A 20,738-nucleotide genomic window follows, 5' to 3' on the forward strand; every position below is an offset into this window, starting at 1 on the left:
GAGACCGGACAGGACCTGAAGTCCAGGGTCACGCCCACCGCATGCCCAGCTCGCGCAGTGCGGCGAGCTGGTCGGCCGTGAGCTTGTCTCGCCTGCTCTTGGTGTTCGAGACCCATACGCCGAGCTTCACGTTCACCGGCTCCGTCTCGCCCTGGATCGCGATCTCCTCCCCGTGGGCCCTCGGGACGGGCCGGTGGGCGCCTTCCCGTTCCACCCACTGGGTGAGGGCTGTCAGGCCGCGCTGGAACGCCTGCTGCGTCTTGCTCGGTCCCTTCGCTCCGCGGCTGGTCGCGGGGGCGGGAGAAGGCGCTTGGTCGGGCCGTACGCCGATCGCGGTCAGCCGTGCCTGTTGCTCGGGCAGCAGCCGGGCCCAGATGGCTGGCTGTTTCTGCTGCTGGAGCCACCGTCCGATGTCGTCGCCGTCGAAGACGACGCCCGGGGCGATGTGGGGCAGGACGCCGTCGGCGTCGACCAGGTCCGCCAGGACGCGGTAGTGGCGTTGCCAGTCGAGTGGCCACGGGCAGTCCCAGTCGGGGTCGATTGCGGTCAGCTGGGCCGCGCGTTCCGCGGCGCGGTCCGGGGCCTTGCCCAGGCCGTTCTTGGCGCCCTTCCTGCGGAGGTTGGCGATGTGCTGTCCGACGGGGACCATCTTGTCGTCCTCGCCCCAGAGGGCGTCTTATCGGGGTGCGAGGTGTCCGGTGGCCTTCCGGTAGGAGCGGAGTACGGCCAGCTTGTTCTCCCACGCCTCCTCGCCGGGCTCCCAGACCATCCCGGCCTCTGGGGCGTCCAGCAGGTTCTTGCGACGGTCTTCGAGCTCCCCGGCGCGCAGGGCTTTGCGCTGTTGGTGGACCCACCGGCCGAGGGGGAACGCCTTGGTGACGCCGACCTCGGTTTCGGTGTCGTATGGGACCGCGTACAGGCCGGTGATGCCGTTCTCGGCGCGCCATCGGATCAGGGCCTGGTAGCCCTCCAGCCAGACCAGGGATTCGGGTCGGTAGACGCGGGTGCGCAGGAACGCGGCGATGGTGGCGGCGTCGCGCGGGCTGGAGAAGTGCAGCAGTGCCGACTCCGCTGCGGTGTCGGCGCCGTCCTCCTGGTCCTTGCCTTCCCCGCCGGGGCCGACGATCTGTCCGTCCTCGTCGCGGTGCAGGTGGACCTTGCGCTGGCCGTGGGTGAGGGCGCGGGAGGCGAGCTGCTCGACCAGTCGCTCGTCATGACTGCGCAGGCCTTGGAGCACGGCAACCAAGCCGGCATACGACGCGGAGGCGACCATGTCGGTGGGGTCCTCGCCTGGCTCCAGGAACACCGGCACGATGATGCGGGCGACCTTGGTGGAGCCGTCGCGGTCGAGTCGGAGGGCGCGGCCGATGTTGTGGACGATTTCGACTTGGGAGCTGCGGGTGTCGGCGAAGCAGATGGCTTCGACCCCCCTCTTGCCGGTGATGTCGACGCCTTCGCCGAGGACGCGTACGGAGGCGAGGAAGGCTCGGTGGACTCGGTGGCCGGTGGCGTCGATGCCGTTGGCGAACTGCCGCAGGACCTCCCGGCGCTCGGTGACGAGGTGGTCTCCGCACAGCCAGGCCGACCAGACCCGGTCCGGGGGTACGTGGCGGCCGGTCTCCAGCTCGTAGAACTCGGCCTCGATGGACGACTTCGGCAGCTTGGCGTCGGCCGCGAGGTCGGCGCCTGTGGCGTCGGTGAGGTACAGCTCGGCCGCCGTCTCGGGCAGCTTCTCGGCGAACGCGGCAGCTTCCTCGACCTTCTGGTGGAAGGTCATGACCGTACGCAGGTTGTACGCCGCGGCGTGCTCCAAGAGGGCTGCCTGCAGCAGCGCCAGGCGCCGGCCCCGCTGCGCTTTCTCGGACTCGCCGAGTACAGGGGAGGGTCGCGGATCTCCAGCACGTCGATCTCGAACCCGGCGAGGATCTCCCGTTCGATCGCCTCCGAGAGGCCCAGCTCGGCGAGCCACCTGCCGTAGGTTCCGTCCGGGTCGTCGGCCATGCTCGCGATCTCGGCCTCTTGGCCGCCGGCCTTCTGCGGGCGGGCCGCAGCCAGGATCCGCGGGGTCGCGGTCAGGTAGAGCCGGAAGTCGCCGGGATCCGGGCGTGGTCGTGGATCGCAGCCCAGGGCCGTCCGAGGTCGCCGACGGTGCCGTGGGCCTCGTCGACGCTGGCGAGGTCGAAGCCCGCCATCTGCTGCCCGTACAGCCGCTCCCCGCCTGCCAGCGCGGCCTCCAGCGGCCCGCGGACCTTCCGCTTGCCCTCGGGTGCGTCGATGTCCTCGCGGTCCATCAGGGAGGCGTACGTGGCGAACACGACGACCGGACTGTACGCGGCCCACAGGGCGAGCTGGATCGGGTTCGTGGTGGTGCGTACCTCGAGCTCGCCCAGGACGGGGGTCGTTCTCCAGGGAGCAGACTGCGATCGTCGGGGATCGGTGGCCCACCGGGCGCCCCGCCTGGGCGGTCTGGGCGAGCAGGTCCAGGGTAGGGACGGTGACGAGGATCCGGCCGTCCTGCCTGAGCAGGCAAGCCGGCCGCGTCCGGCGGACCCGGGGCCGTATCACCGGGCGCATCGGGGACGCGGTGGAGGACCGTCACCGGCCGCCCGCACAGCCGCGCACCGCGGCCTGCCCCGCCCGTCCGCTCCGCAGTTCCCACCGCCGCGAGACGGGCTCGCGGCGTGCTCCGGGGCTCCGGGATGGCTGTGGGGCGCGGGCCAGTGCCCAAGGAGCGGCGGTCGGTCACTGGCCGCGGAGCGGCCGGTCTGTTCGGGCTCAGCTGGTGAGGGTGTGCCCGAGGCCCAGGCGGCGGCGTCTGCTCGGCGCGGGCGCGGATGCCGGCCGGGCGAGGGATGTGGCGACGGCGGCCACGGCGGCGAGACGGTCCCGGCTCTCTGTTGGGGCCGGTGCCGAGGGAGTGGTGGGGACGGGGCCGGTGCCCAGAGGGCGACGCTCGATCATTCCGCCAGTGTGCCCCGGGCGTCGCCGGCGCTCCCTCCAGGGGTTGTTCGGGCCCGGGGCGGTCCGGGGTCAGGTGGTGGTCTGGTCGGTGTTGTCGTTTCGGTTGCGGTTCTTGGTGCGGATCTTCTTGGCTGTGTATCCGGCTCCGGCGACGAGGAGTGTCGCGAGGACGTTGCCGATCAGGTCGTGGCTAAGGAAGGCGTAGAGCGTGGACAGCGTCACCGCGGTCTCCCCGAGGGTGTCGTCGTTGTGTGTCGGGGAGAGGCTGGCCGCCCACCGGCTTGGCGCGGGACGGCGAGTTGGCGTTTTGCCTGGTGGCAGGCGTTTTTCGCATTGGACAGCGCGTGGTCATGGTTGGACATGGGGCTACGAAAGGAGACGGGATGGCGCGGAAGCGGGAGATCCCGGAGGACACGGCCGCTGGTGAGCTGGCCACGTTTCTCGTGGGGCTGGTTCGGCAGGCGACGCTCCGCGAGCTGGCGGAGGAGTTCGGTAAGAGCAGCTCGACGTGGGGGAACTACCTCAACGGCGCGCAGCTGATCCCGAAGGAGTTACTGAGCCGTCTCCTCGAGGCCTATACAGTTCCCGGCCAGGATCGGCGGGTCAAGGAGCGACTAGCGAGCGCGCTGTGGATTGCCGCAGCGCGAGAACGCCGGAGTAATCCGGGTGGGAGGCTGGTGCGTCAGCATCAGCGCCGTGAGGACGCGTTGCACCAGGTGGTGAAGTACCAGGAATTAGCCGCGAACGCGGAGCGGCACTTGGCGGAGCTGCGCCCGATGCTTGCGTACACCCAGGGCCGGCTGGAGAACGTGCAGCTGCAGTTGAAGCAGGCGGGAGAGCGGGAGAAGGCGCGGATCGAGCTGCAGCTGAGCCAGGCCAGGGAACGGCTGAGCCGGGTGCAGCTCCAGCAGGAACGAGCGCGTAGTCGCAGGCTGATGGCGGAGGAGCAGCAGGAGTTCTGGATGAGGGAGGCCCTGGCCGCCCAGGACGAGATCAATCGCCTGGAGCGGGAGGCCCAGGACTTGGCGGTCCCGGAGGGCACCATGGCCGTCAGCCGGCCGGAGCCCGCCGAGGACACCGACAGCGACACCGAAATCGACATCCGGCTCGAGCACATCGAGGCAGAGGGCCTCGAGGACGAGGCGCGCATCAAACTCGACCTCGATGCGGATGACGTCGAGACGACCTCCGCTCCAGGGCAGCAGCCCTGCGACGACAGCGGCACGCCCATGGACACCCGACCGGCGGCGGAGAACGCGAGCGCCCTGGTGGTCGACCAGCGCCCAGAGCCGTCCGATGGACAGGCCGATGTCCAACTCTTGTCCAAGGGCTCGTTGGACAGCCCTTCTGCCAGCGCTTCCACCCGACCTGCATCGGTGGCGACGAGGTCGTCGGAAGCGCGTGGCCGGTCCGAGGCCAGCCTTGGCGCCGTGGTGTTGGCGCTTGGGTTGGCACAGACTTCCCAGGACGTGGCGGTTATGTTCTCTTTGTTGTGTGAGCGCGAACGAGGCCACGTCCGGTTCTTGGAGATGAGGCTGATCTATCGGGCGTTCGGCATCACCGCGACCCGGGCCCAGCGAGCGGCGGTGACCTCCTTGATGCACGGTTACCTTCCGGCCGCCTGGGGTGACCTGCAGAGACTGCTGGAGGTGTTGAAGGCCACACCAGAAGAGATCATTGCCTTCCACCAGGCATACGAACGCGTGCCCCGGACACCCCCGCATGACCACGCGTCGTCTCCGACGCCACGTGAGCCGCTCGGCGTCGTGCGAATGCCCGAGCCGGTCCAGTACCTGGTGGTGCTCGCTGCGCTCTACACCATTGCCGCAGGGCTTATGGCGGGCATCCGTGCTGACCCAGGCCCGGCCATTTGGAAGCTGGCCGTCTACGCCGTCGGTGGCGGGCTGGTTGCGTTGGTGTTGTGGTTCTTCGCCACGGGGTCTGCTCTATATGTCGCTGGCATCCACGGGCGCGGCATGTTTGCCGCGATCGTGAGACCCCTATATGTGGCTGCCCTCCTTCTGGGCCTGGTGGTGTCCGGTGCCGGCGTTGACATACCGGGGCGCTGGATCGCGGATGCCGTGGGACTTCTGTGACCTCCGCTGGCCGGCAGGTGCGCTGACCCGGCGCCTGATTCCAGCCGCCCGCCGGGCGGCTGGCTCCCAACACGCCGCCGCCGGTGCGCCGGTGGTTTGAGATGTGGCTATGCAGTTGCGCGCTACGGTCACCCGCATGGGCAAGACGACGGCACCGAGCCGGCGTGGTACAGCGGGCCCGTGCCCACACCCGGCCCCGAGCCGGCACCGGAGACGGAGACGGACGATACGGCAGAGTCGCCCGCGCCGCGCCGTCGTCTCTGGCTGTACGCCGCAGCCCTCGCGGCTCTGACCATCGCGGCTGCAGGTGTGTGGCAGACCGGTTCCCAAGAGCACCGCCGCGAGGACAGAAAAGAGCAGGCTGCCGCCTACAAGGGCAGCTCCGGGGCCGCGCTGACTATCGACAGAGTCAGTACCGACGTGGTGGCCCGCTGGAACAGCGATAAGAGCAGCGTCACCATCGAACTGCGCGCGTCTTTCGACCGGAACGCTCGATACCTGCAAATGGACGCTGCCGGGGAGAGCGCCCGCAGCGTGGGCGAGGACGGTTGGTTCCCCAAGGCCCCTGAGATCGTGGTGCCGGTGAAGGACCCTGTCGCCGAGGTGACCGTGCGCGTAGCGGTGGGCGGCAAGGACTGGAAGGAAGGGGCGCAGGCGCCCGCCCGGACCGTACGGCTATCGCCGACCGGTATCGCAGTCGACGCCGAGACCGGCCAGAGACTCCCTTTCGACCTGTGACGCCCCGCCACAGCTGATGGCCCGCAACCCCGAGAGCGCTGGGTGCGGGTTATCAGCGCGCGGCCGCGTTCACGATCCGCCAGCGTCCGGGGCCCACACGGCCGGCCCGCCGCCGCGCCACTCGATCAGCAGCGCATCGTCAAGGCCGACGTCGTCAGGGTCCAGGCCGGCCCGCCGCAGGAACTCCAGCAGATCGCCAGGGCCGAGGGCGCGGCCGAGGATCTCGCCGTCGACACGGACACGCCGCCCGCCCTGGGCGTCCGGCGGATACACGACGACACGCAGGCGGCCCATGCCTCCACCCTGGCGGTACCCGGTCACTCCAGCACCCCAGGGCGGTGTCCGGGCGGCAATGGATGCAGGCGGGCACGCCCTCGGCCAGGAGTCGGCGCACCTGTTCCGCGGCCGCGGGTACGCAGCGCTTGCCGGTGGCCCAGCACTCCCCGGTGTGCAGGCGCACCGGGAGCCGGCCGACCCCGATCCCGCGCTCGACCAGCCAAGCCGGGGGCTCGGGCGCCGGCTGCTGCCGGGCGGTGGCGGCCTCGAGCGCCTCGGCGGCCGCAAGCGCCTGTTCGGTGCGGCCGAGCTCCCCGCGCAGATAGGTGACCAGGGTCCGCAGCCGGGGGACGTCGGGCGGCAGGACAGACACGTTCAGCCCCCGTACTGCGCCTGCCGCGCGACCTTGCAGGACGCGCACAGCGGCGAGGCGCCCACCCCGTAGCGGCAGGTGGGGGCGTGGCAGCGCGAACAGGGCCCGGTTTGGCTGGGAGCCCAGGTGACGGGTTCGGGTCTGGCGGGGGGCTCGGAGGTGGCCATGGCTGGACTCCTGGGCGATCGAATGCGTCACTCCTATTAGATCTCATGTTCGAATTCCTCGGCGAGTGCGACGCGACCGCCTCGCCCGGTCGGTTGTGCGGCTGTGCTGTGACAGCGAGTGTTGATCGTTGCCATCGAAGTTTGATGATCAGTACGTTCGCGCCATCGAAGTTTGAGCGGCAGACAGATCGCTTGACCTGCTCCTACGCCGAGTCGCCAAGGGAAGACCGGATGGATCCGAACATTGAGTTCGCCGCGCAGGCTGGCGATCCGGCCGCAATGAGGATGCTGGGCCAGGCCAAGCTCCGTGAGGGGCCTGACCCTGAGCTGGCCAGAGATTGGTTGCTTGCCGCTGCCGAAGCCGGGGACCCAGACGCGATGTATGACCTGGCCAAAACTCCACATGTACTGCGTGGCGCAGACGGCTCGAAGGGTCGTGCCGAGCTTGCCACCTATTGGTTGAGGCGTGCAGCAGAGGCAGGCAGCGTTGCTGCGATGACGTCTATGGCAGAAGGCGCCACTAGCGCGGACGAGCGCGAGTTCTGGCTTCGGCGAGCCATCGAATGTGGCGCTTGGTGGGCGATGTGCGACCTTGGCGAGCTGCTGGAGGCTGAAGGGCGAGAGGCCGAAGCGGAACACTGGTATCGAGCAGGCAACGCTCACCGCAGCCTCGCCGACCTTCTAATCAGCCAGGGCCGTGAGAAAGAAGCCGAGCGATGCCTGACGTCGGCGGCCGAAGCAGGCTCGTGGGAGGCTGCCGACGTGCTGGCCGAAATCTACGCACGGATGGGCTGGCGGGGCGAAGCCAGCTGGTGGCGCAAGGAGAGCGCGAGGATGCGCACCCGTCCCCAATACTGCATGGTGTCAAGGTTTTCAGAGGTCGCGCTCACTGCGGTGGTCACCACCGCCCTCGTGCCGTTCTTGCAGGCCTTGACATCCAAAGTTGCCGAAGACGCTTACGGGCAGGCTCGGCAGATGGTCCTCAGGCTGTTGTGCAGGAACCCGCGGAACGACGAGGTTGCCGAGCCGGGCCTTGCCATCGTCCAGGATCCGGATAAGGGCATCACGCTCTTCCTCTGGTCGAATGCGTCGGATGAGGCACTACGGGCTCTGTCGTCCCTCGACCTGGGTGAGCTGACGCTTCGTAGGCCGTATCAGGGACAGATCCACCTGGTGTGGCACCCGGCATCTGGTACGTGGCGTATCCGCGGCTCTCAATGACGGTTTAGTGACCCATGCCACTCAAGCTTCGATGGCACGGACTCAAGGTTCCTTGTCAGAGGACAGCGGCAGGTCACATCGGCGGGGGTTGCGGGGCTAAGGGGCGGCGGTGTAGCGCATGTGCGAACTCCCCTCGACCGCGCTCTGACCTGCGGATACGTGGGATTTGCGGGGCTAACCCCTCGGCGCTCCACAGTGCGGATCACACCTCCGGCCGGAGGTGTGATCCGAGGTTTCACGTAAGGAGTTGTCTGTCATGAGCACGTCAGAAGTGGGTGGGGAGTCGACGGGCGAGGAATCCGAGCAGGAGCCGGCGCCGCGCCGCCGCCAGCCCCGCGGGCTGGCGGTCCGGGTGGGGGCGGCGCTGGCCGTTGAAGTGGCACAGGCCGCGGTGTCCGCGTGGGCGCCGGAGTGGTCGGATGCGGCACAGGCCCTGACCGCGGCCGCGCGGGTCGCGGTACGGCTCCGCCGGGGTCGGGGCGGGCGGCCGCGCGGCTAGGCGCACCTGCGGGTTCCCGGGCCGCCGGGGCAGCCCGGGAACTGTTCGGAGGTCGCTGTACGGAAAATGTCATTCTCTGTGCTTGAATCCATTTATGGGTCTTGCTGAAAAATTTTACCAATCGGAAGCGCTTTGGCTGGCCGTTGCCGCTCTGGGCGGTCTGATGGTCGGATTTCTCTCAGCCTTCGTAGCCCACAGGGTGGGATTTCCGAAAATGCGATTGCAATATGGCATGCCGCGAATCACGCCGCTCCTGAGTGCACCTTCCGGTGTACGCCCAGATCTTGAATTGCGTCACCGTGTCGAGGACGACAAATGGGAAGCCCTCACACATCCGCAGATTGTCGACGTCTGTCTCGTCAGCCGAGGAGCCAAAGACATCGATACAGAAACGTACGACAATGAGGAGCCGATCACCCTTGATGTAGGTGCCCTCATCGTCCGGCATCTAGACGACCACACGAGCGACGATGCGATCCCGGCGCCGCCTTGGAATCTGAATGGAAAAAAAATCCTGGTCGGCCCAGGGCTGATTAAAAAGCGAGGAACGGTAACTTATACGTTGCTCGTCGATGGCCCCAAGCCCACTCTTAAATGCCAGGCGCGACTGAAGAACGTAGAAACGCGTCGACTTAAACCGCGAAGCGATGCGCTTAGGGGTACGCTTTGGGGCCTAGGCGGAGCGCTAATCACGGCAGCGCTCGGCCTATTCGGCCTTCTAGCCCAACGCTAGCTAAAGATCGCTTTGCGAGGAGCCGGCCGGGCGCGCCGGGAGCCGGCCCCGCGCGGCCGCTGGCCCGGCGGGCGCGGGCTGGCGGTCCCGGTGGCTGTGACGCTCGCCGTTGAGGTGGCGCAGGCTGCGGTGTCCGCGTGGGCACCGGAGTGGTCGGAAGCGGCGCAGGCCCTGACCACGGCCGCGCGAGTCGCGTTACGGCTCCGCCGGGGCCTGGGTGGGCGGCCGCGCGGCTAGCCGTACCCGCGGGTTCCCGGGCTGTCCACACTGGCCTGGGAACCGAGGGTCCCCGGCCGGACCTGATGCTCCGCACATGCTGCCGGCCGCACCTCAACAGCTAGGGGTGCGGGCCAGCAGCGCGCGGCCGCCGTGCCCGCTGTCAACGGCCGCCCGCCGCCGCGCCACTCGATCAGCAGGGCATCGTCCAGGCGGACGTCGTCGGGGCCGAGACCGGCCCACCGCAAGAATCGGTGTCCTGGCTGGCTGCCGAACGTTGCACCGCCTTTACAGCGGAGCCCTTCCAGCGCTCAGCGGGAGGCCTCTCACTGGCCATGTAGACGCGATCTATTTGGCTCCTCGCTTCACTGCGACTCGCTTGCCGGCGACAAATGTGCCAACCATTCCGAGTGCACCAGTGCAGATAATGGCGGCACCTTCTACATGATACCCTTGGTCAAAGGCGTACCATGACAGAATGATCAATAGAACGACGGTTACTAGCGCACAACCATTCCCGACGAGCTGCAGAATGATCCCCAACCGCTGAATGCTTTGCTGCCCAAGGTTCAGCTGGTGTTGACGCTCCATCTGGCGCTCGTCACGTTCTAGAAGAGCTTGAAATACATCGGGAGAGTGGGAAGCAAGAAGAGCGGAGTCATCCGAGAGGGTAGGCGTCCTGACAGTAGCAGTCTTTGCCTCTTTGCTCTGCTTAGCCTTAGCGTTCACACCTGCCCCCCACCCGGACCGCACTTATCCGTTGCGCTGGGTTCCTTCAAGCCCAATGCAACACAAGCGTGGCTCACGTCCTCATAGAACATGCTGCGGATTGTTGCTGCAGGTGTCACTTGACCCCTCTGAGCACTCTCCGAGATAGCGAATACTCCACCGAAGCCGATCAGGAAGTCAGCCCAACCTGCCCCTGCCGGTCCACTTCTTTCGTGAGCGAGTGCATCAGATCTCAGCAAATCGACAAGGGCTGATTCCACAACTGGGTCGACACCGACGAACAGTTCCCTGGAAGGTCGCACGATCTCTTCGTCACCTTGATTGGCGATTTTAACAAGCGACTTAGCTCGGCGTAGGCGCTGCTCTAGGCGCCTATCTAGGTCCTCCTGAATTTCGTCTAGACGGCGATTAAGCCAGCGTCGAAACCATTCCAAGAGCACCGCGAATGCCTTTTTTTCTCGACGGACGCCGCCTTGGACTTTCTCCTGTAATGCATCATGGGTATACGCCATGAAGGCAGTCTCTACTCAGTGAAGAGAAGTGCGCCAGTGACCGGAGCCATACGAGTGACCCTTTAAGGGCCTGCGGTGTAGTGCATGCGCGAGAAGCACCTATTTGCCCTCTGACCTGCGTTGACGCTGGACTTGCGAGGCAAACCCGCGCGTCAGATGCTCAGATCACTCCGAGCTCGTCCAGTACCGCGACGCGGTCCGCTGGCAGACTCGCGCGCCGGCTGCGCGCGTTGGACAGCCACACGCCGAGCTTCACGGCGTGTTCTTGGCCCTCGTGCACGACGTGCTCGACGTGCACGCGGGGGACCCCGCTCAGGGTGCCCTCTCGGGCGAGGTAGCCGCGCGCGGCGGCAACGCTCCGTTCCCATGCCGCGGCCCGGCCGCCGCTCTTGGGTGTGGCGGCCGGCTCGGGCGCGCTCACCCCGAGCTCGGTCAGCCGTGCGCGCTGCTCCGGCGACAGCTCGGTCCAGGTCTCGCGCTGCCGGTGCAGCCACCGGCCGACGTCGGCGCCGTGCGCGGTCACCCCAGGGACGATCTCGTTCACCGCCGCGCCCCCGTCGAACACGAGGGCGCGTACGTCGGCGTAGTGGCGCTGCCAGTGGGTCGGTCAATCCGTGGGGTTCCAGTCGGGGTCGATCTCGGCGAGCTGTGCGGCCCGCTCCGGCGTGAGCGCGCCCCGGGCGGCGGCAAGTATGGACAGCTCCTGTCCGATCGGCCGCTCTAGGGGCCTTGCGGGGCCGTTCAGGGCCCGTTCGGGCTGCCCGCCGCCCTCGGCGATGACCGCGCTGCGCGGGGCCGCCAGCGTCCCCTACCGGCCTATGTACAGCCGGGCGGCCGGGAGATTGTCCTGCCAGTCCGCCTCGGCGGGGTCCCACACCATCCCCAGACGCTCCAGCCGCGCCGCCCGGCGCCCTCCAGCAGCCCGAACGCGTACGCGGGTCCCTGCCGGCGGATCCACCGCCCCAGCGGGTACCCCCACGCCATCTCCGCGCCCAGCGGCACCCGCAGGTGACCATGCAGCGCCGACCCCCTCCGCGCCGCCCAGTAGCCGCGCATCCAGTCCTGCCGTTCGGTGGCCGCGAGCGCGTACGTCCGTGGGTCACGGGCTCTTTGTGGACCGGCAGCTCGGCGGTGCCCCTTGAGCGGTGATGCTGGGGGCGTTCGGTAGGGTTCCGGGGTGCTGGCTGTCTGGTCGGTGCCCCTGGGGGGATGACGAGACGAGGAACATGCCGGAGCAAGCGAGCCCGCCTGTAATAGCCCCGAGCCCGCCAGTGGCCGGGTCGGTCGAGGCGGCGCGGATGGCGGCGGTGCGTCGTTACGACATTCTCGACACTCCACCGGACGGCGCGTACGACAGAGTCGCGGCGCTGGCGGCACGGTTGTTCGAGGTGTCGGTGGCGACGGTGACGATCGTGGACGAGGACCGGATCTGGTTCAAGGCTGCGCACGGCCTGGAAGGTGTCAGCGAGATCGGTCGCGATCCGGGCCTGTGTGCCTCGGCGGTGCTCACCGATGACACCACCGTCATATCCGACACTCTGCTGGACCCGGTCGCCTGCTCCAACCCGCTGGTCGCCGGCCCGATGGGGGTACGGTTCTACGCCGCCGCTCCGATCATCACCGCCGACGGGTACCGGCTGGGCACGGTCAACATCCTCGACACCCGCCCCCGCGAGATCAGCGAGGCCGATGCCTCCACCCTCGGGGACCTGGCCGCGATCGTGCGTGACCAGCTTGAGCTGCGGCTGTCGGCACTGAACGCGGTACGCGCCGAGCAAGAGCGCCGCAGGGTCGAGCAGGAGAGGCGCCAGGCGGAGGAAGAGGGCCGCCGGCGTGCGGAGCGGGACAAGGCGGCCATCGCCGCGTTCGCCTCTACCCTGCAGCGCACCCTGGTGCCCCCGGCACTGCCCGCGGTACCGGGCCTGGAGCTGGCCTGCCATTACAAGACCGCCTCTCCGCAGGACGTGGGCGGTGACTTCTACGACGTCTTCCCCGTGGGCGGCGGCCGGTGGGCGTTCTTCCTGGGCGATGTGTGCGGCAAGGGCGCCGAAGCCGCCTCGATCACCTCACTGACCCGTTACACGCTGCGGGCCGCAGCTCTCGTCGACGCGGACCCCACGGCTGCGCTCAAGGCTTTGAACACCGCGCTGCTGCTGGACGCGGCGGTCGGTACCCGCTTTTGCACCGCAGTCTTCGGCCTGCTCGATCCGGCCCGGGAGGGCGGTTTCACCGTCACGCTGGCCACCGGCGGTCACCCGCCCGCCTACCACCTGAGCCCCGTCGAGGGCAGCGGCGTGCGAGTGGAGGCGGTCCGTGCCAAGGGGGGCATGTTGGTCGGCGCGTTCGCCGAAGCCGCCTTCGCCTCGCGCACCCTGCACCTGGCACCCGGCGAGGGACTGCTGCTGTACACCGACGGGCTGACCGAGGCCCGCACTGCCGATGGCCGCATGCTCGCCGAGACGGGCCTGACCGACTTCCTGGCCCGGCGGCCGGCGCCGGTCAGTGCCGGCGCTCTGATCGATGACACCGTCGCGCTCCTGGACACCCTCCCCGGCGCCGAACGCGACGACGTGGCCCTGCTGGCCCTGTCCGTCCCCACCCCCGATGGTGCTCCCGTCGGCATCACCACCACGGCCCACAGTGTCGCCCCGACCGCAGACGTCTGCGTCGGGCAGGAGAACCCACGCCCATGACCGACGCATTCCACATCGACGTCCCGCACACCGACGGAGCCTGGGCCGTGATCGCCCTGTCCGGCGAGTTCGACCTCGCCACCGCACCCGCCGTACGGGCCCGCGCCCTGGAACTCATCGCGAACGGCCACCCTGACCTGGTTGTCGACCTCTCGGGCGTCACCTTCTGCGACTCCTCCGGACTGGGCGCCCTCATCGGCATCTGGCGATGCGCCGAGAACGCCGACGGCTCCCTGACGCTGGCGGCCATCCCCGGCCGGCTGAGCCGCCTGCTCAGCGTCACCGGGATGGACACCTTCCTGCCCGCCTACTCCAGCGCCGACGCCGCGCTCGCCGCAGGCCAAGGCAACTGCACCACTGCCTGAAGCCTGGCTCGCCAGCCGATAGCCGGCTAGTACCGCATCAGGCAACCTTGGCCCTGTCGGCGACCGCGCGTAGGCGCCGGTCATCGGCATGGCGGTTCCGCCAGATGATGTAGCGGCGGATCATGCTGCCCTGCTCTTTGTGGGAGGCGTGGTCGGTGCCGTCGAGGGTGAAGTACGGCAGGGCGGTGAACTGGGCCTCGATCCGGTTCAGCCAGGAGGGGTTCGTCGGCGTGTGGGTGTTCTCGACGTGGTGCAACCGGCCGACTGGGGCCTGTGCGTTCCCGTGCACCGGCACCCGGTGAGCGGCGTCGTCTTGGCGGAGGCCCAGGTGACCTTCATGCGCCGCCGGTGGCCGGGCCTGGGGCTGTTGCTGCAACACGCGATCCCGCGTTGCAGCCGACCTGCGGTGACAGTAACTGAAGTCCGTCCGGGACCGCTGTTGCACCACCGTGTTGCAGCGTCCAGAGGCACGAGACCCCGAGACCATCGCGGCCCAGGGGTCTCTGCACTCCGGCTCAGCGCCGAACTGGGTCAGGCCCAGTCGACGCCGAGCTTGGCGAGGGCGGTGAGTTGGTCGGTGGTGAGCTTGTCGCGTCGGCTCTTGGTGTTGGAGACCCACACGCCCAGCTTCACGATCACCGGCTCCGCCTCGCCCTCGACCGTGATCTCCTCCCCATGGGCCCTCGGGACCGGCCGGTGGGCGCCTTCCCTCTCTACCCACTGGGTGAGGGCTGCCAGGCCCCGCTGGAACGCCTGCTGCGCCTTGCTCGGCCCCTTCTCCCCACGACTGGCCGCGGGGGCGGGAGACGGCTTCTGGTCGGGCTGCACGCCCAGCGCGGTGAGCCGTGCCTGCTGCTCGGGCAGCAGCCGCGCCCAGGTGGCCGGCTGCTTCTGCTGCTGGAGCCACCGTCCGATGTCGTCGCCGTCCCACAGGACGCCGGGGGCGATGTCGGGCAGCTGTCCGTCGGCGTCGACCAGGTCGGCCAGGACGCGGTGGTGGCGCTGCCAGTCCAGTGGCCAGGGGCAGTTCCAGTCCTTGTCGATCTCGGCGAGCTGCGCGGCCCGGGTCGTGGCGGTGTCCTCGTTCTTCCCCAGCCCGTTCTTCGTTCCCTTCCTGCGGAGGTTGGCCATGTATTGCCCGATGGGCACCATCTCGTCGTCCTCGCCCCACATGGCGTCCTGCCGGGGCGCGAGGTGCCCGGTGGCCCGGCGGTAGGAGCGGAGTACGGCGAGCTTGGCCTCCCACGCCTGCTCGCCCGGCTCCCAGACCATCCCGGCCTCCGGGGCGTCCAGCAGCGTCTTGCGCCGTTCCTCGAGTTCGCCGGTGCGCAGGGCTTTGCGCTGTTGGTGCACCCACCGCCCGAGGGGGAACGCCTTGGTGACGCCGACCTCGACCTCCACGTCATACGGGACGGCGTGGACGCCGGTGATCGAGTTCTCCGCCCGCCAGCGCAGCAGTGCCTGGTAGCCCTCCAGCCACACCAGGGACTCCGGCCGGTAGACCCGCGTGCGCAGGAACGCGGCGATCGTGGCGGCGTCGCGCGGGCTGGAGAAGTGGAGCAGCGCCGACTCGGCGTCGGCGTCGGCGCCGTCCTCCTGGTCCTCGCCCTCGCCGCCAGTGCCGACGATTTGGCCGTCCTCGTCGCGCCGGACGTGGATCTTGCGCTTGCCGCTGGTGAGGGCGCGGGAGGCGAGCTGCTCGACCAGGCGCTCATCGTGCGAGCGCAGGCCCTGGAGGACAACTACGAGCGGCTTGAAGCTGGCGGAGGCGACCATGTCGGTCGGGTCCTCGCAGGGCTCCAGGAAGACCGGCACGATGATCCAGGCCGACGACGACGTCGACCAGGCCGACGACGCCGACGCCGCCGACGACTGGGCGGGGGAGACGTTGCCGGATGTCATCGACGCCCGGCACCACGATGTTCTGCAGGCTGCCCGAGAGGGCCGGTACAGCGAGGCGGCCCACCTTGCCGCTGTCTGTGAGCGCGAGGACATCCGTGCCCATGGCATCGCCTCGGACCAGGCCGTTTCGTGGCTCGTTACCCGGGCGCGGGTGGCTGAGATGTGCGGGGAGACGGACAAGGCTGTGCAGTTGCGCGCTACGGTCACCCGCATGGGCAAGGATCCTGCGTGGTTTGAGAGGACAGACGACGGCACAGAGCCGGCGTGGTACAGCGGGCCCGTGCCCATACCCGAGCCGGAACCGGAACCGGAACCGGAACCGGAACCGGAGACGGGGACGGACGGTATGGCAGAGCCGCCCGCGCCGCGCCGTCGTCTCTGGCTGTACGTCGCGGCCCTTGCGGCACTGTCCATCGCGGCCGCGGGCGTGTGGCAGACCGGTTCCCAAGAGCACCGCCGCGAGGACCGCAAAGAGCAGGCTGCCGCATACAAGGGCAGGTCCGGGGCCGCGCTGACTATCGACGGAGTCAGCACCGACGTGGTGGCCCACTGGAGCAGCGACAGGACCCGCGTCACCCTCGAACTGCGCGCGTCTTTCGACCGGAACGCCCGATACCTGCAAATCGATGCTGCCGGTGAGAGCGCCCGCAGCTTGAGCGAGGACGGTTGGTTCCCCAAGGCCCCCGAGATCGTGGTGCCGGTGAAGGATCCCCTTGCCGAGGTGACCGTGCGCGTAGCGGTGGGCGGCAAGGATTGGAAGGAAGGGGCGCAGGCGCCCGCCCGGATCGTGCGGCTGTCCCCGGCCGGTACCGCAGCTGACGCCGAGACCGGCCAGAGACTCCCGTCCGACCTGTGACGCCCCGCTACAGCTGATGGCCCGCACCCCAAGCGCAGGGTGCGGGCCATCAGCGCGCGCGGCCGCGTTCTCGATCCGCCAGTGTCCGGGGCCCACACGGTGGGCCCGCCGCCGCGCCACTCGATCAGCAGCGCATCGTCAAGGCGGACGTCGTCAGGGTCCAGGCCGGCCCTTCGCAGGAAGTCCAGGAGATCGCCGGGGCCGAGGGCGCGGCCGAGGATCTCGCCGTCGACACGGATGCGCCGAGCCCTGGGGGTCCGGCGGGTACACGACGACACGCAGGCGGCTCATCCCTCCACCCTGGGGGTACCCGGTCACTCCAGCACCCCAGGGCGGTGTCGGGGCGGCAGTGGATGCAGGCGGGCACGCCCTCGGCCAGGAGTCGGCGCACCTGTTCCGCGGCCGCGGGTACGCAGCGCTTGCCGGTGGCCCAGCACTCCCCGGTGTGCAGGCGCACCGGGAGCCGGCCGACGCCGATCCCGCGCTCGACCAGCCAAGCCGGGGGCTCGGGCGCCGGCTGCTGCCGGGCGGTGGCGGCCTCGTGCGCCTCGGCGGCGGCAAGGGCCTGTTCCGTGTGGCCGAGCTCCCCGCGCAGGTAGGTGACCAGGGTTCGCAGCCGAGGGACGTCGGGCGGCAGGACAGACACGCTCAGACCCCGTACTGCGCCTGCCGCGCGACCTTGCAGGACGCACATAGCGGCGAGGCGCCTGACTTTGTCACTCAACCGAAGCCGAGAGCGGCGACTCGCGCGCCTGCACCACTCATGGCCGGCAGTGGAGGAAGATCCGTCTGACCTTCATCCACGCGATGTGATGGGAACCTACGATGTCTCGCTCGTACTGGGACTTCGTCCTGGCCTGCGCTTTCGCGATCAATGCGATTGGTCCGGCGTATGACGTCTGGGAGAACACTCGTGGGAGCACGTCGGACAGGCTGCTAGCGGCGCATACCTCCCTGGCTCAGCAAGCGGGAGCGACGGGCGGAGCGACGCTGGTTGGTGTGGGTGTCGCAGCAATGATCTGGATCTGGGTTCCGATCCACGAGCCGGTTCTCTCATGGATCGGAGCTGGTGCGACCTTGGGACTTCTGGCTGGTCTGCATATCTGGACCGCCCGCAGCCTGGTGCCGGAGGCATGGAGTCCATCCTTCACGGAAGGATGGAGCAAAGTCATCATTTGGCCCTTACAGGCGGGCCTCTTGGTCGTGTCGGCCGGACTCATCCTTGTGGTGAGCTGGATCCTGATGCAGTTCACTCAGTTCCTATACTCGTTTTTGTGAGCCATGCGCTTGCTCTCTGTGTCAGCGGAGATATGAAGATGGCCCCTCAGCTGAGGGGCCATCTTCATATCCGGTGGGGTGGGTCAGATCACTCCGAGCTCGGCCAGTACCGCGACGCGGTCCGCCGGCAGACTCGCGCGCCGAGTACGGCAGTTGGAAAGCCACACCCCCAGTTTCACGGCGTGCTCCTGGTCGTCGTGCACGACGTGCTCGACATGCCCGCGGGAGACCACGCTCAGGGTGCCCTCCCGGGCGAGGTAGGCACGCGCGGCGGCAACGCTCCGCTCCCACGCTGCGGCCCGGCCGCCGCTCTTGGGTGTGGCGGCCGGCTCGGGCGCGCTCACCCCGAGCTCGGTCAGCCGTGCGCGCTGCTCCGGCGACAGCTCGGTCCAGGCCTCGCGCTGCCGGTGCAGCCACCGGCCGATGTCGGCGCCGTGCACGGTCACCCCAGGGACGATCTCATCCACCGCCGCGCCTCCATCGAACACAAGGGCCCGTACTCCGGCGTAGTGGCGCTGCCAGTCGATCGGCCAACCCGTGGGGTTCCAGTCAGGGTCGATCTCGGCGAGCTGTGCGGCCCTCTCGGGCGTGAGCGCGCCGGGCCTGCGGCAGTTGGACAGCCACTGTCCGATCGGGCGCCCTATGGCCCCTGCGGGGCCGTCCAGGGCTCGTTCCGCCTGCCCGCCGGGCTCGGCGACGACCGCACTGCGAGGGGCCGCCAGCGTCCCGTACCGGCCCATGTACAGCCGGGCGGCCGCCAAGTTGTCCTGCCAGTCCGCCTCGGCGGGGTCCCACACCATCCCCAGACGCTCCAACCGCGCCGCCCGCCGGCCGTCCAACTGCCCGGACGCGTACGCGGCCCGCTGCCGGCGGATCCACCGCCCCAGCGGGTACCCCCATGCCATCTCGGCACCCAGCGGGACCCGCAGATGCCCATGCAGCGCCGACCACCGCCGCGCCGCCCAGTAGCCGCGCGTCCAGTCCTGTCGCTCGGTGTCGATCACGCGCAGCGACACCAGTTCAGCGACAGCGGCAGGGTCCCGGGGAGTAGAAAAACGGAGCAACATGCGAGATTCTTCCTCCCCTTCCTCTGGCTCCGGGCCAATCCATTCACCCGGCAGACGCGGTGTGTTCTCCTGCGGAATGGCGAGCATTTCAACGGCGCGTTCATCATGCGCCCGCAGGCCAGCCAATACCTTCACCAAAGGCTTATACGAGGCAGACGTAACCATGGTGGAACTACTGGCTTTTTCATCCGGTTTCAGGAAAACCGGCACGATCAACGACGCGAGCTTTCCCGCGTTGGGCTTCTGGCGCAGTGCCCGACCGATCGCCTGCACGATATCGACCGACGAACCCTTTGGATCCAAAAGCGCCACGGCATCCACTGCCGGACAGTCCACTCCCTCACCCATAACGCGGCAATTGGAGAGCACCGCACGGCGCGCCGTCCCGCCGAACTCACCTAGCACCATTGCGCGGTGGTCCGCTTCATGCTCGCCCCGCAGCCACCCCGTCCAAACCGACTCCGGGTATGCCTCAGGGTTGAACGCGTGCAATTCCTCAGCCTTCTTTTCCAGGCCCTTACAGAAAGCCTCCGCCTCCACCGTGCGGTGATGAAAGGTGATGATTTTCTGCAACCCATGCTCAGCTGCCGTCCGCAGCAAAGCCGCTTGCAGCGCCCCGAGGCGCAAGCCGCGTACCTCCTCCTCGCGTGCCTCGGGCCCCGACAGCCGCGCCGCCACCGGGTCCCGCACTTCCACCACGAGGATCTGGTAACGGGCCAGTAGGCCCAGACTGATGGCGTCCGCCAGGTCCAGCTCATACACGATCGGGCCGAACACCGACTCGTCATCCATGGAGCACGCCAGCTCGGCCGGCAGCCGGTCCCGCGCTCCCTCCCGGACATCCCGGCTCGGTGGACGCTCCTGCCAAATCCGAGGCGTGGCGGTGAAATAGAGTCGCCTCGCTGCCGGAATTTCAGACTGCCAATGAATCGCCGCCCACGCTTTCCCCAGACTCCCCGAGGTCCGGTGCGCCTCATCAACCACCACGAGATCAAAGGGTTGCATCGGCGCACCGCATTCACCGCTGAAAGCCTTTGTGAGGACCGGCAAAGAGGCATAGGTGGCGTACATCGTCACAGGGCCTTTTCCGTACCGCTCGTCGAGCAGCACCGGGTTTGTGGTCGTCCGCACCCCTGCGGCATACAGGCCAGCGTCATCGTCCAGAGAACACACCGCCACCGACTTACCGTCATGCCCTTCCGTACGCCATTCCCTTACCGTCTGCGTCAGTAGGTCCAGGGTGGGCAGCATCACGAGAATCCGCCCACCCTTGGCGAGGCGCAGTGCGGAGTGCGCGGCGATCAGGGTTTTCCCGGTACCACATGCCGCTACTACGGATGCGCGCAACCCGTTGGCAGGAATTCCCTTCGGCGGAGTATCGAGGGCGCTCACGGCCGCCTCGACCGCCTCGACCTGATGCGGCCTGATTTCACGCGGTGCGCTCATTGGATCCCCATTCCATCCCCCTGTCTGGGGGTCCGCTCGTTCCGATCGCTCTACACAGTGCCAAGTAGTGATGCACAGGAGCTTTTCCGGATGGTCAGCGTCAGACGCTAGCAGAGTGGGGGCGGGCGCGTGGGGGTTTTGGTGGAGGGTCATCAGTTCGACTGTAGGCGTGCCCGGTTGGGTTCGGCGAGTTTGGTGGTTGGGGGTGTGGGGCCCGTCTCTCTGTGGGTATGCTGGTCGTGCTGGGCGGGGGTTGGGGCCGTAGGGCCGTGCTGGTCTCTGCTGGTGGGGGAGGCCTGCCGGGTGGATGGCCCATCGGGCCGCCGACCTGGGGGTTGTGGTGTTCCGTCACGTCTACACAGTCAGCCGGAGTGATGCACGGACCCCCTCCGGCTGCTGCCGGCCACCGCGCGGAGCGCGGTTGGGGATTGGAGCGCAGCGGAAATCCACGCCCCGTTTTGGAGCGGAGCGGAGAAACGGGGAGAATTGCGCGGAGCGCAATTCCAATTCCCGCGCGCAGCGCGGGAATTGACGGGAATTCACGCGAAGCGTGAATTTTTTAGTGGCGGGAAGCGCCACGTTTCTTTGCTAGGCGCGCAGCGCCTAGGGA

16 protein-coding genes and 5 pseudogenes are annotated in these 20,738 nt (G+C 68.5%); 9 read left to right on the forward strand and 12 right to left on the reverse strand.

Going from position 1 to position 20,738, the window contains the following annotated elements:
* Nucleotides 1-28: 28 nt before the first annotated feature.
* Nucleotides 29-2,574, reverse strand: a pseudogene (locus AB0953_RS29810) (Helicase associated domain protein).
* 456 nt (nt 2,575-3,030) lie between these two features.
* Nucleotides 3,031-3,183, reverse strand: coding sequence for a hypothetical protein (locus AB0953_RS29815; RefSeq protein ID WP_366862678.1), 153 nt, complete (start codon nt 3,181-3,183; stop codon nt 3,031-3,033).
* A gap of 161 nt (nt 3,184-3,344) precedes the next feature.
* Here AB0953_RS29815 and AB0953_RS29820 point away from each other — a divergent pair, with 161 nt between their 5' ends.
* Nucleotides 3,345-5,057, forward strand: a complete 1,713-nt coding sequence (locus tag AB0953_RS29820) for a hypothetical protein (protein WP_366862679.1) — start codon at nt 3,345-3,347, stop codon at nt 5,055-5,057.
* A 180-nt stretch (nt 5,058-5,237) separates the two neighbouring features.
* A complete protein-coding gene (locus tag AB0953_RS29825) occupies nt 5,238-5,795 on the forward strand; it encodes a hypothetical protein (protein WP_366862680.1) in 558 nt (185 codons plus the stop codon).
* Between the two features lie 69 nt (nt 5,796-5,864).
* Here the strand turns inward: AB0953_RS29825 and AB0953_RS29830 are convergent, their stop codons facing one another.
* Both AB0953_RS29830 and AB0953_RS29835 read right to left on the reverse strand, forming a co-directional pair.
* A complete protein-coding gene (locus tag AB0953_RS29830; protein ID WP_366862681.1) occupies nt 5,865-6,089 on the reverse strand; it encodes a hypothetical protein in 225 nt (74 codons plus the stop codon).
* A 46-nt stretch (nt 6,090-6,135) separates the two neighbouring features.
* Nucleotides 6,136-6,642 (reverse strand): annotated as a pseudogene (locus AB0953_RS29835) (DUF6233 domain-containing protein); the annotation flags it as partial.
* Between the two features lie 14 nt (nt 6,643-6,656).
* Between AB0953_RS29835 and AB0953_RS29840 the strand changes: the two are divergent.
* From AB0953_RS29840 to AB0953_RS29850, 3 genes are all read left to right on the forward strand, one after another.
* Complete coding sequence (locus AB0953_RS29840; RefSeq protein ID WP_366862682.1) at nt 6,657-7,832, forward strand: hypothetical protein; 1,176 nt, start codon at nt 6,657-6,659, stop codon at nt 7,830-7,832.
* A gap of 256 nt (nt 7,833-8,088) precedes the next feature.
* Nucleotides 8,089-8,331, forward strand: a complete 243-nt coding sequence (locus AB0953_RS29845) for a hypothetical protein (RefSeq protein ID WP_366862683.1) — start codon at nt 8,089-8,091, stop codon at nt 8,329-8,331.
* Nucleotides 8,332-8,413: 82 nt separating this feature from the next.
* Nucleotides 8,414-9,064 (forward strand): hypothetical protein, encoded by a 651-nt coding sequence (locus AB0953_RS29850; protein WP_366862684.1) that lies wholly within the window; start codon nt 8,414-8,416, stop codon nt 9,062-9,064.
* Between the two features lie 941 nt (nt 9,065-10,005).
* Here the strand turns inward: AB0953_RS29850 and AB0953_RS29855 are convergent.
* The 4 genes and pseudogenes from AB0953_RS29855 to AB0953_RS29870 all read right to left on the reverse strand — a co-directional run bounded on the left by AB0953_RS29855 (nt 10,006) and on the right by AB0953_RS29870 (nt 11,577).
* Complete coding sequence (locus tag AB0953_RS29855; RefSeq protein WP_366862685.1) at nt 10,006-10,521, reverse strand: hypothetical protein; 516 nt, start codon at nt 10,519-10,521, stop codon at nt 10,006-10,008.
* A gap of 160 nt (nt 10,522-10,681) precedes the next feature.
* Nucleotides 10,682-10,942 (reverse strand): helicase associated domain-containing protein, encoded by a 261-nt coding sequence (locus AB0953_RS29860; RefSeq protein WP_366862694.1) that lies wholly within the window; start codon nt 10,940-10,942, stop codon nt 10,682-10,684.
* 9 nt (nt 10,943-10,951) lie between these two features.
* Nucleotides 10,952-11,113, reverse strand: a pseudogene (locus tag AB0953_RS29865) (helicase associated domain-containing protein); the annotation flags it as partial.
* Between the two features lie 224 nt (nt 11,114-11,337).
* Nucleotides 11,338-11,577 carry a helicase associated domain-containing protein gene (locus AB0953_RS29870; protein ID WP_366862686.1) on the reverse strand — a complete coding sequence of 80 codons (240 nt, stop codon included), beginning with the start codon at nt 11,575-11,577 and terminating at the stop codon, nt 11,338-11,340.
* Between the two features lie 170 nt (nt 11,578-11,747).
* Here AB0953_RS29870 and AB0953_RS29875 point away from each other — a divergent pair, with 170 nt between their 5' ends.
* Complete coding sequence (locus tag AB0953_RS29875; protein WP_366862687.1) at nt 11,748-13,214, forward strand: GAF domain-containing SpoIIE family protein phosphatase; 1,467 nt, start codon at nt 11,748-11,750, stop codon at nt 13,212-13,214.
* Nucleotides 13,211-13,579, forward strand: a complete 369-nt coding sequence (locus tag AB0953_RS29880; RefSeq protein ID WP_366862688.1) for an STAS domain-containing protein — start codon at nt 13,211-13,213, stop codon at nt 13,577-13,579. The genes AB0953_RS29875 and AB0953_RS29880 overlap by 4 nt, the downstream gene beginning before the upstream one ends.
* Before the next feature lie 37 nt (nt 13,580-13,616).
* Here the strand turns inward: AB0953_RS29880 and AB0953_RS29885 are convergent.
* Together AB0953_RS29885 and AB0953_RS29890 are read right to left on the reverse strand one after the other, a co-directional pair.
* Nucleotides 13,617-13,832: pseudogene (locus AB0953_RS29885) on the reverse strand (IS630 family transposase); the annotation flags it as partial.
* A 278-nt stretch (nt 13,833-14,110) separates the two neighbouring features.
* Nucleotides 14,111-15,400 (reverse strand): annotated as a pseudogene (locus AB0953_RS29890) (helicase associated domain-containing protein); the annotation flags it as partial.
* Between AB0953_RS29890 and AB0953_RS29895 the strand changes: the two are divergent.
* On the forward strand, nt 15,396-16,337 hold the full coding sequence (locus AB0953_RS29895; RefSeq protein WP_366862689.1) for a hypothetical protein: 942 nt from the start codon (nt 15,396-15,398) through the stop codon (nt 16,335-16,337). The pseudogene AB0953_RS29890 and the gene AB0953_RS29895 sit on opposite strands and share 5 nt — an antisense overlap.
* A 124-nt stretch (nt 16,338-16,461) precedes the next feature.
* Here AB0953_RS29895 and AB0953_RS29900 read toward each other — a convergent pair whose 3' ends face one another.
* Nucleotides 16,462-17,031, reverse strand: coding sequence for a DUF6233 domain-containing protein (locus tag AB0953_RS29900; protein WP_366862690.1), 570 nt, complete (start codon nt 17,029-17,031; stop codon nt 16,462-16,464).
* Nucleotides 17,032-17,162: 131 nt separating this feature from the next.
* On the opposite strand from AB0953_RS29900, the gene AB0953_RS29905 reads away from it, so the two are divergent.
* Nucleotides 17,163-17,615, forward strand: a complete 453-nt coding sequence (locus AB0953_RS29905; protein ID WP_366862691.1) for a hypothetical protein — start codon at nt 17,163-17,165, stop codon at nt 17,613-17,615.
* An 83-nt stretch (nt 17,616-17,698) separates the two neighbouring features.
* On the opposite strand, the gene AB0953_RS29910 is transcribed toward AB0953_RS29905, so the two are convergent.
* Nucleotides 17,699-20,128 (reverse strand): Helicase associated domain protein, encoded by a 2,430-nt coding sequence (locus AB0953_RS29910; RefSeq protein ID WP_366862692.1) that lies wholly within the window; start codon nt 20,126-20,128, stop codon nt 17,699-17,701.
* Nucleotides 20,129-20,738: the final 610 nt, after the last annotated feature.

The sequence above is a fragment of the Streptomyces sp. NPDC046866 genome (assembly GCF_040704625.1).
GTDB lineage: Bacteria > Actinomycetota > Actinomycetes > Streptomycetales > Streptomycetaceae > Streptomyces.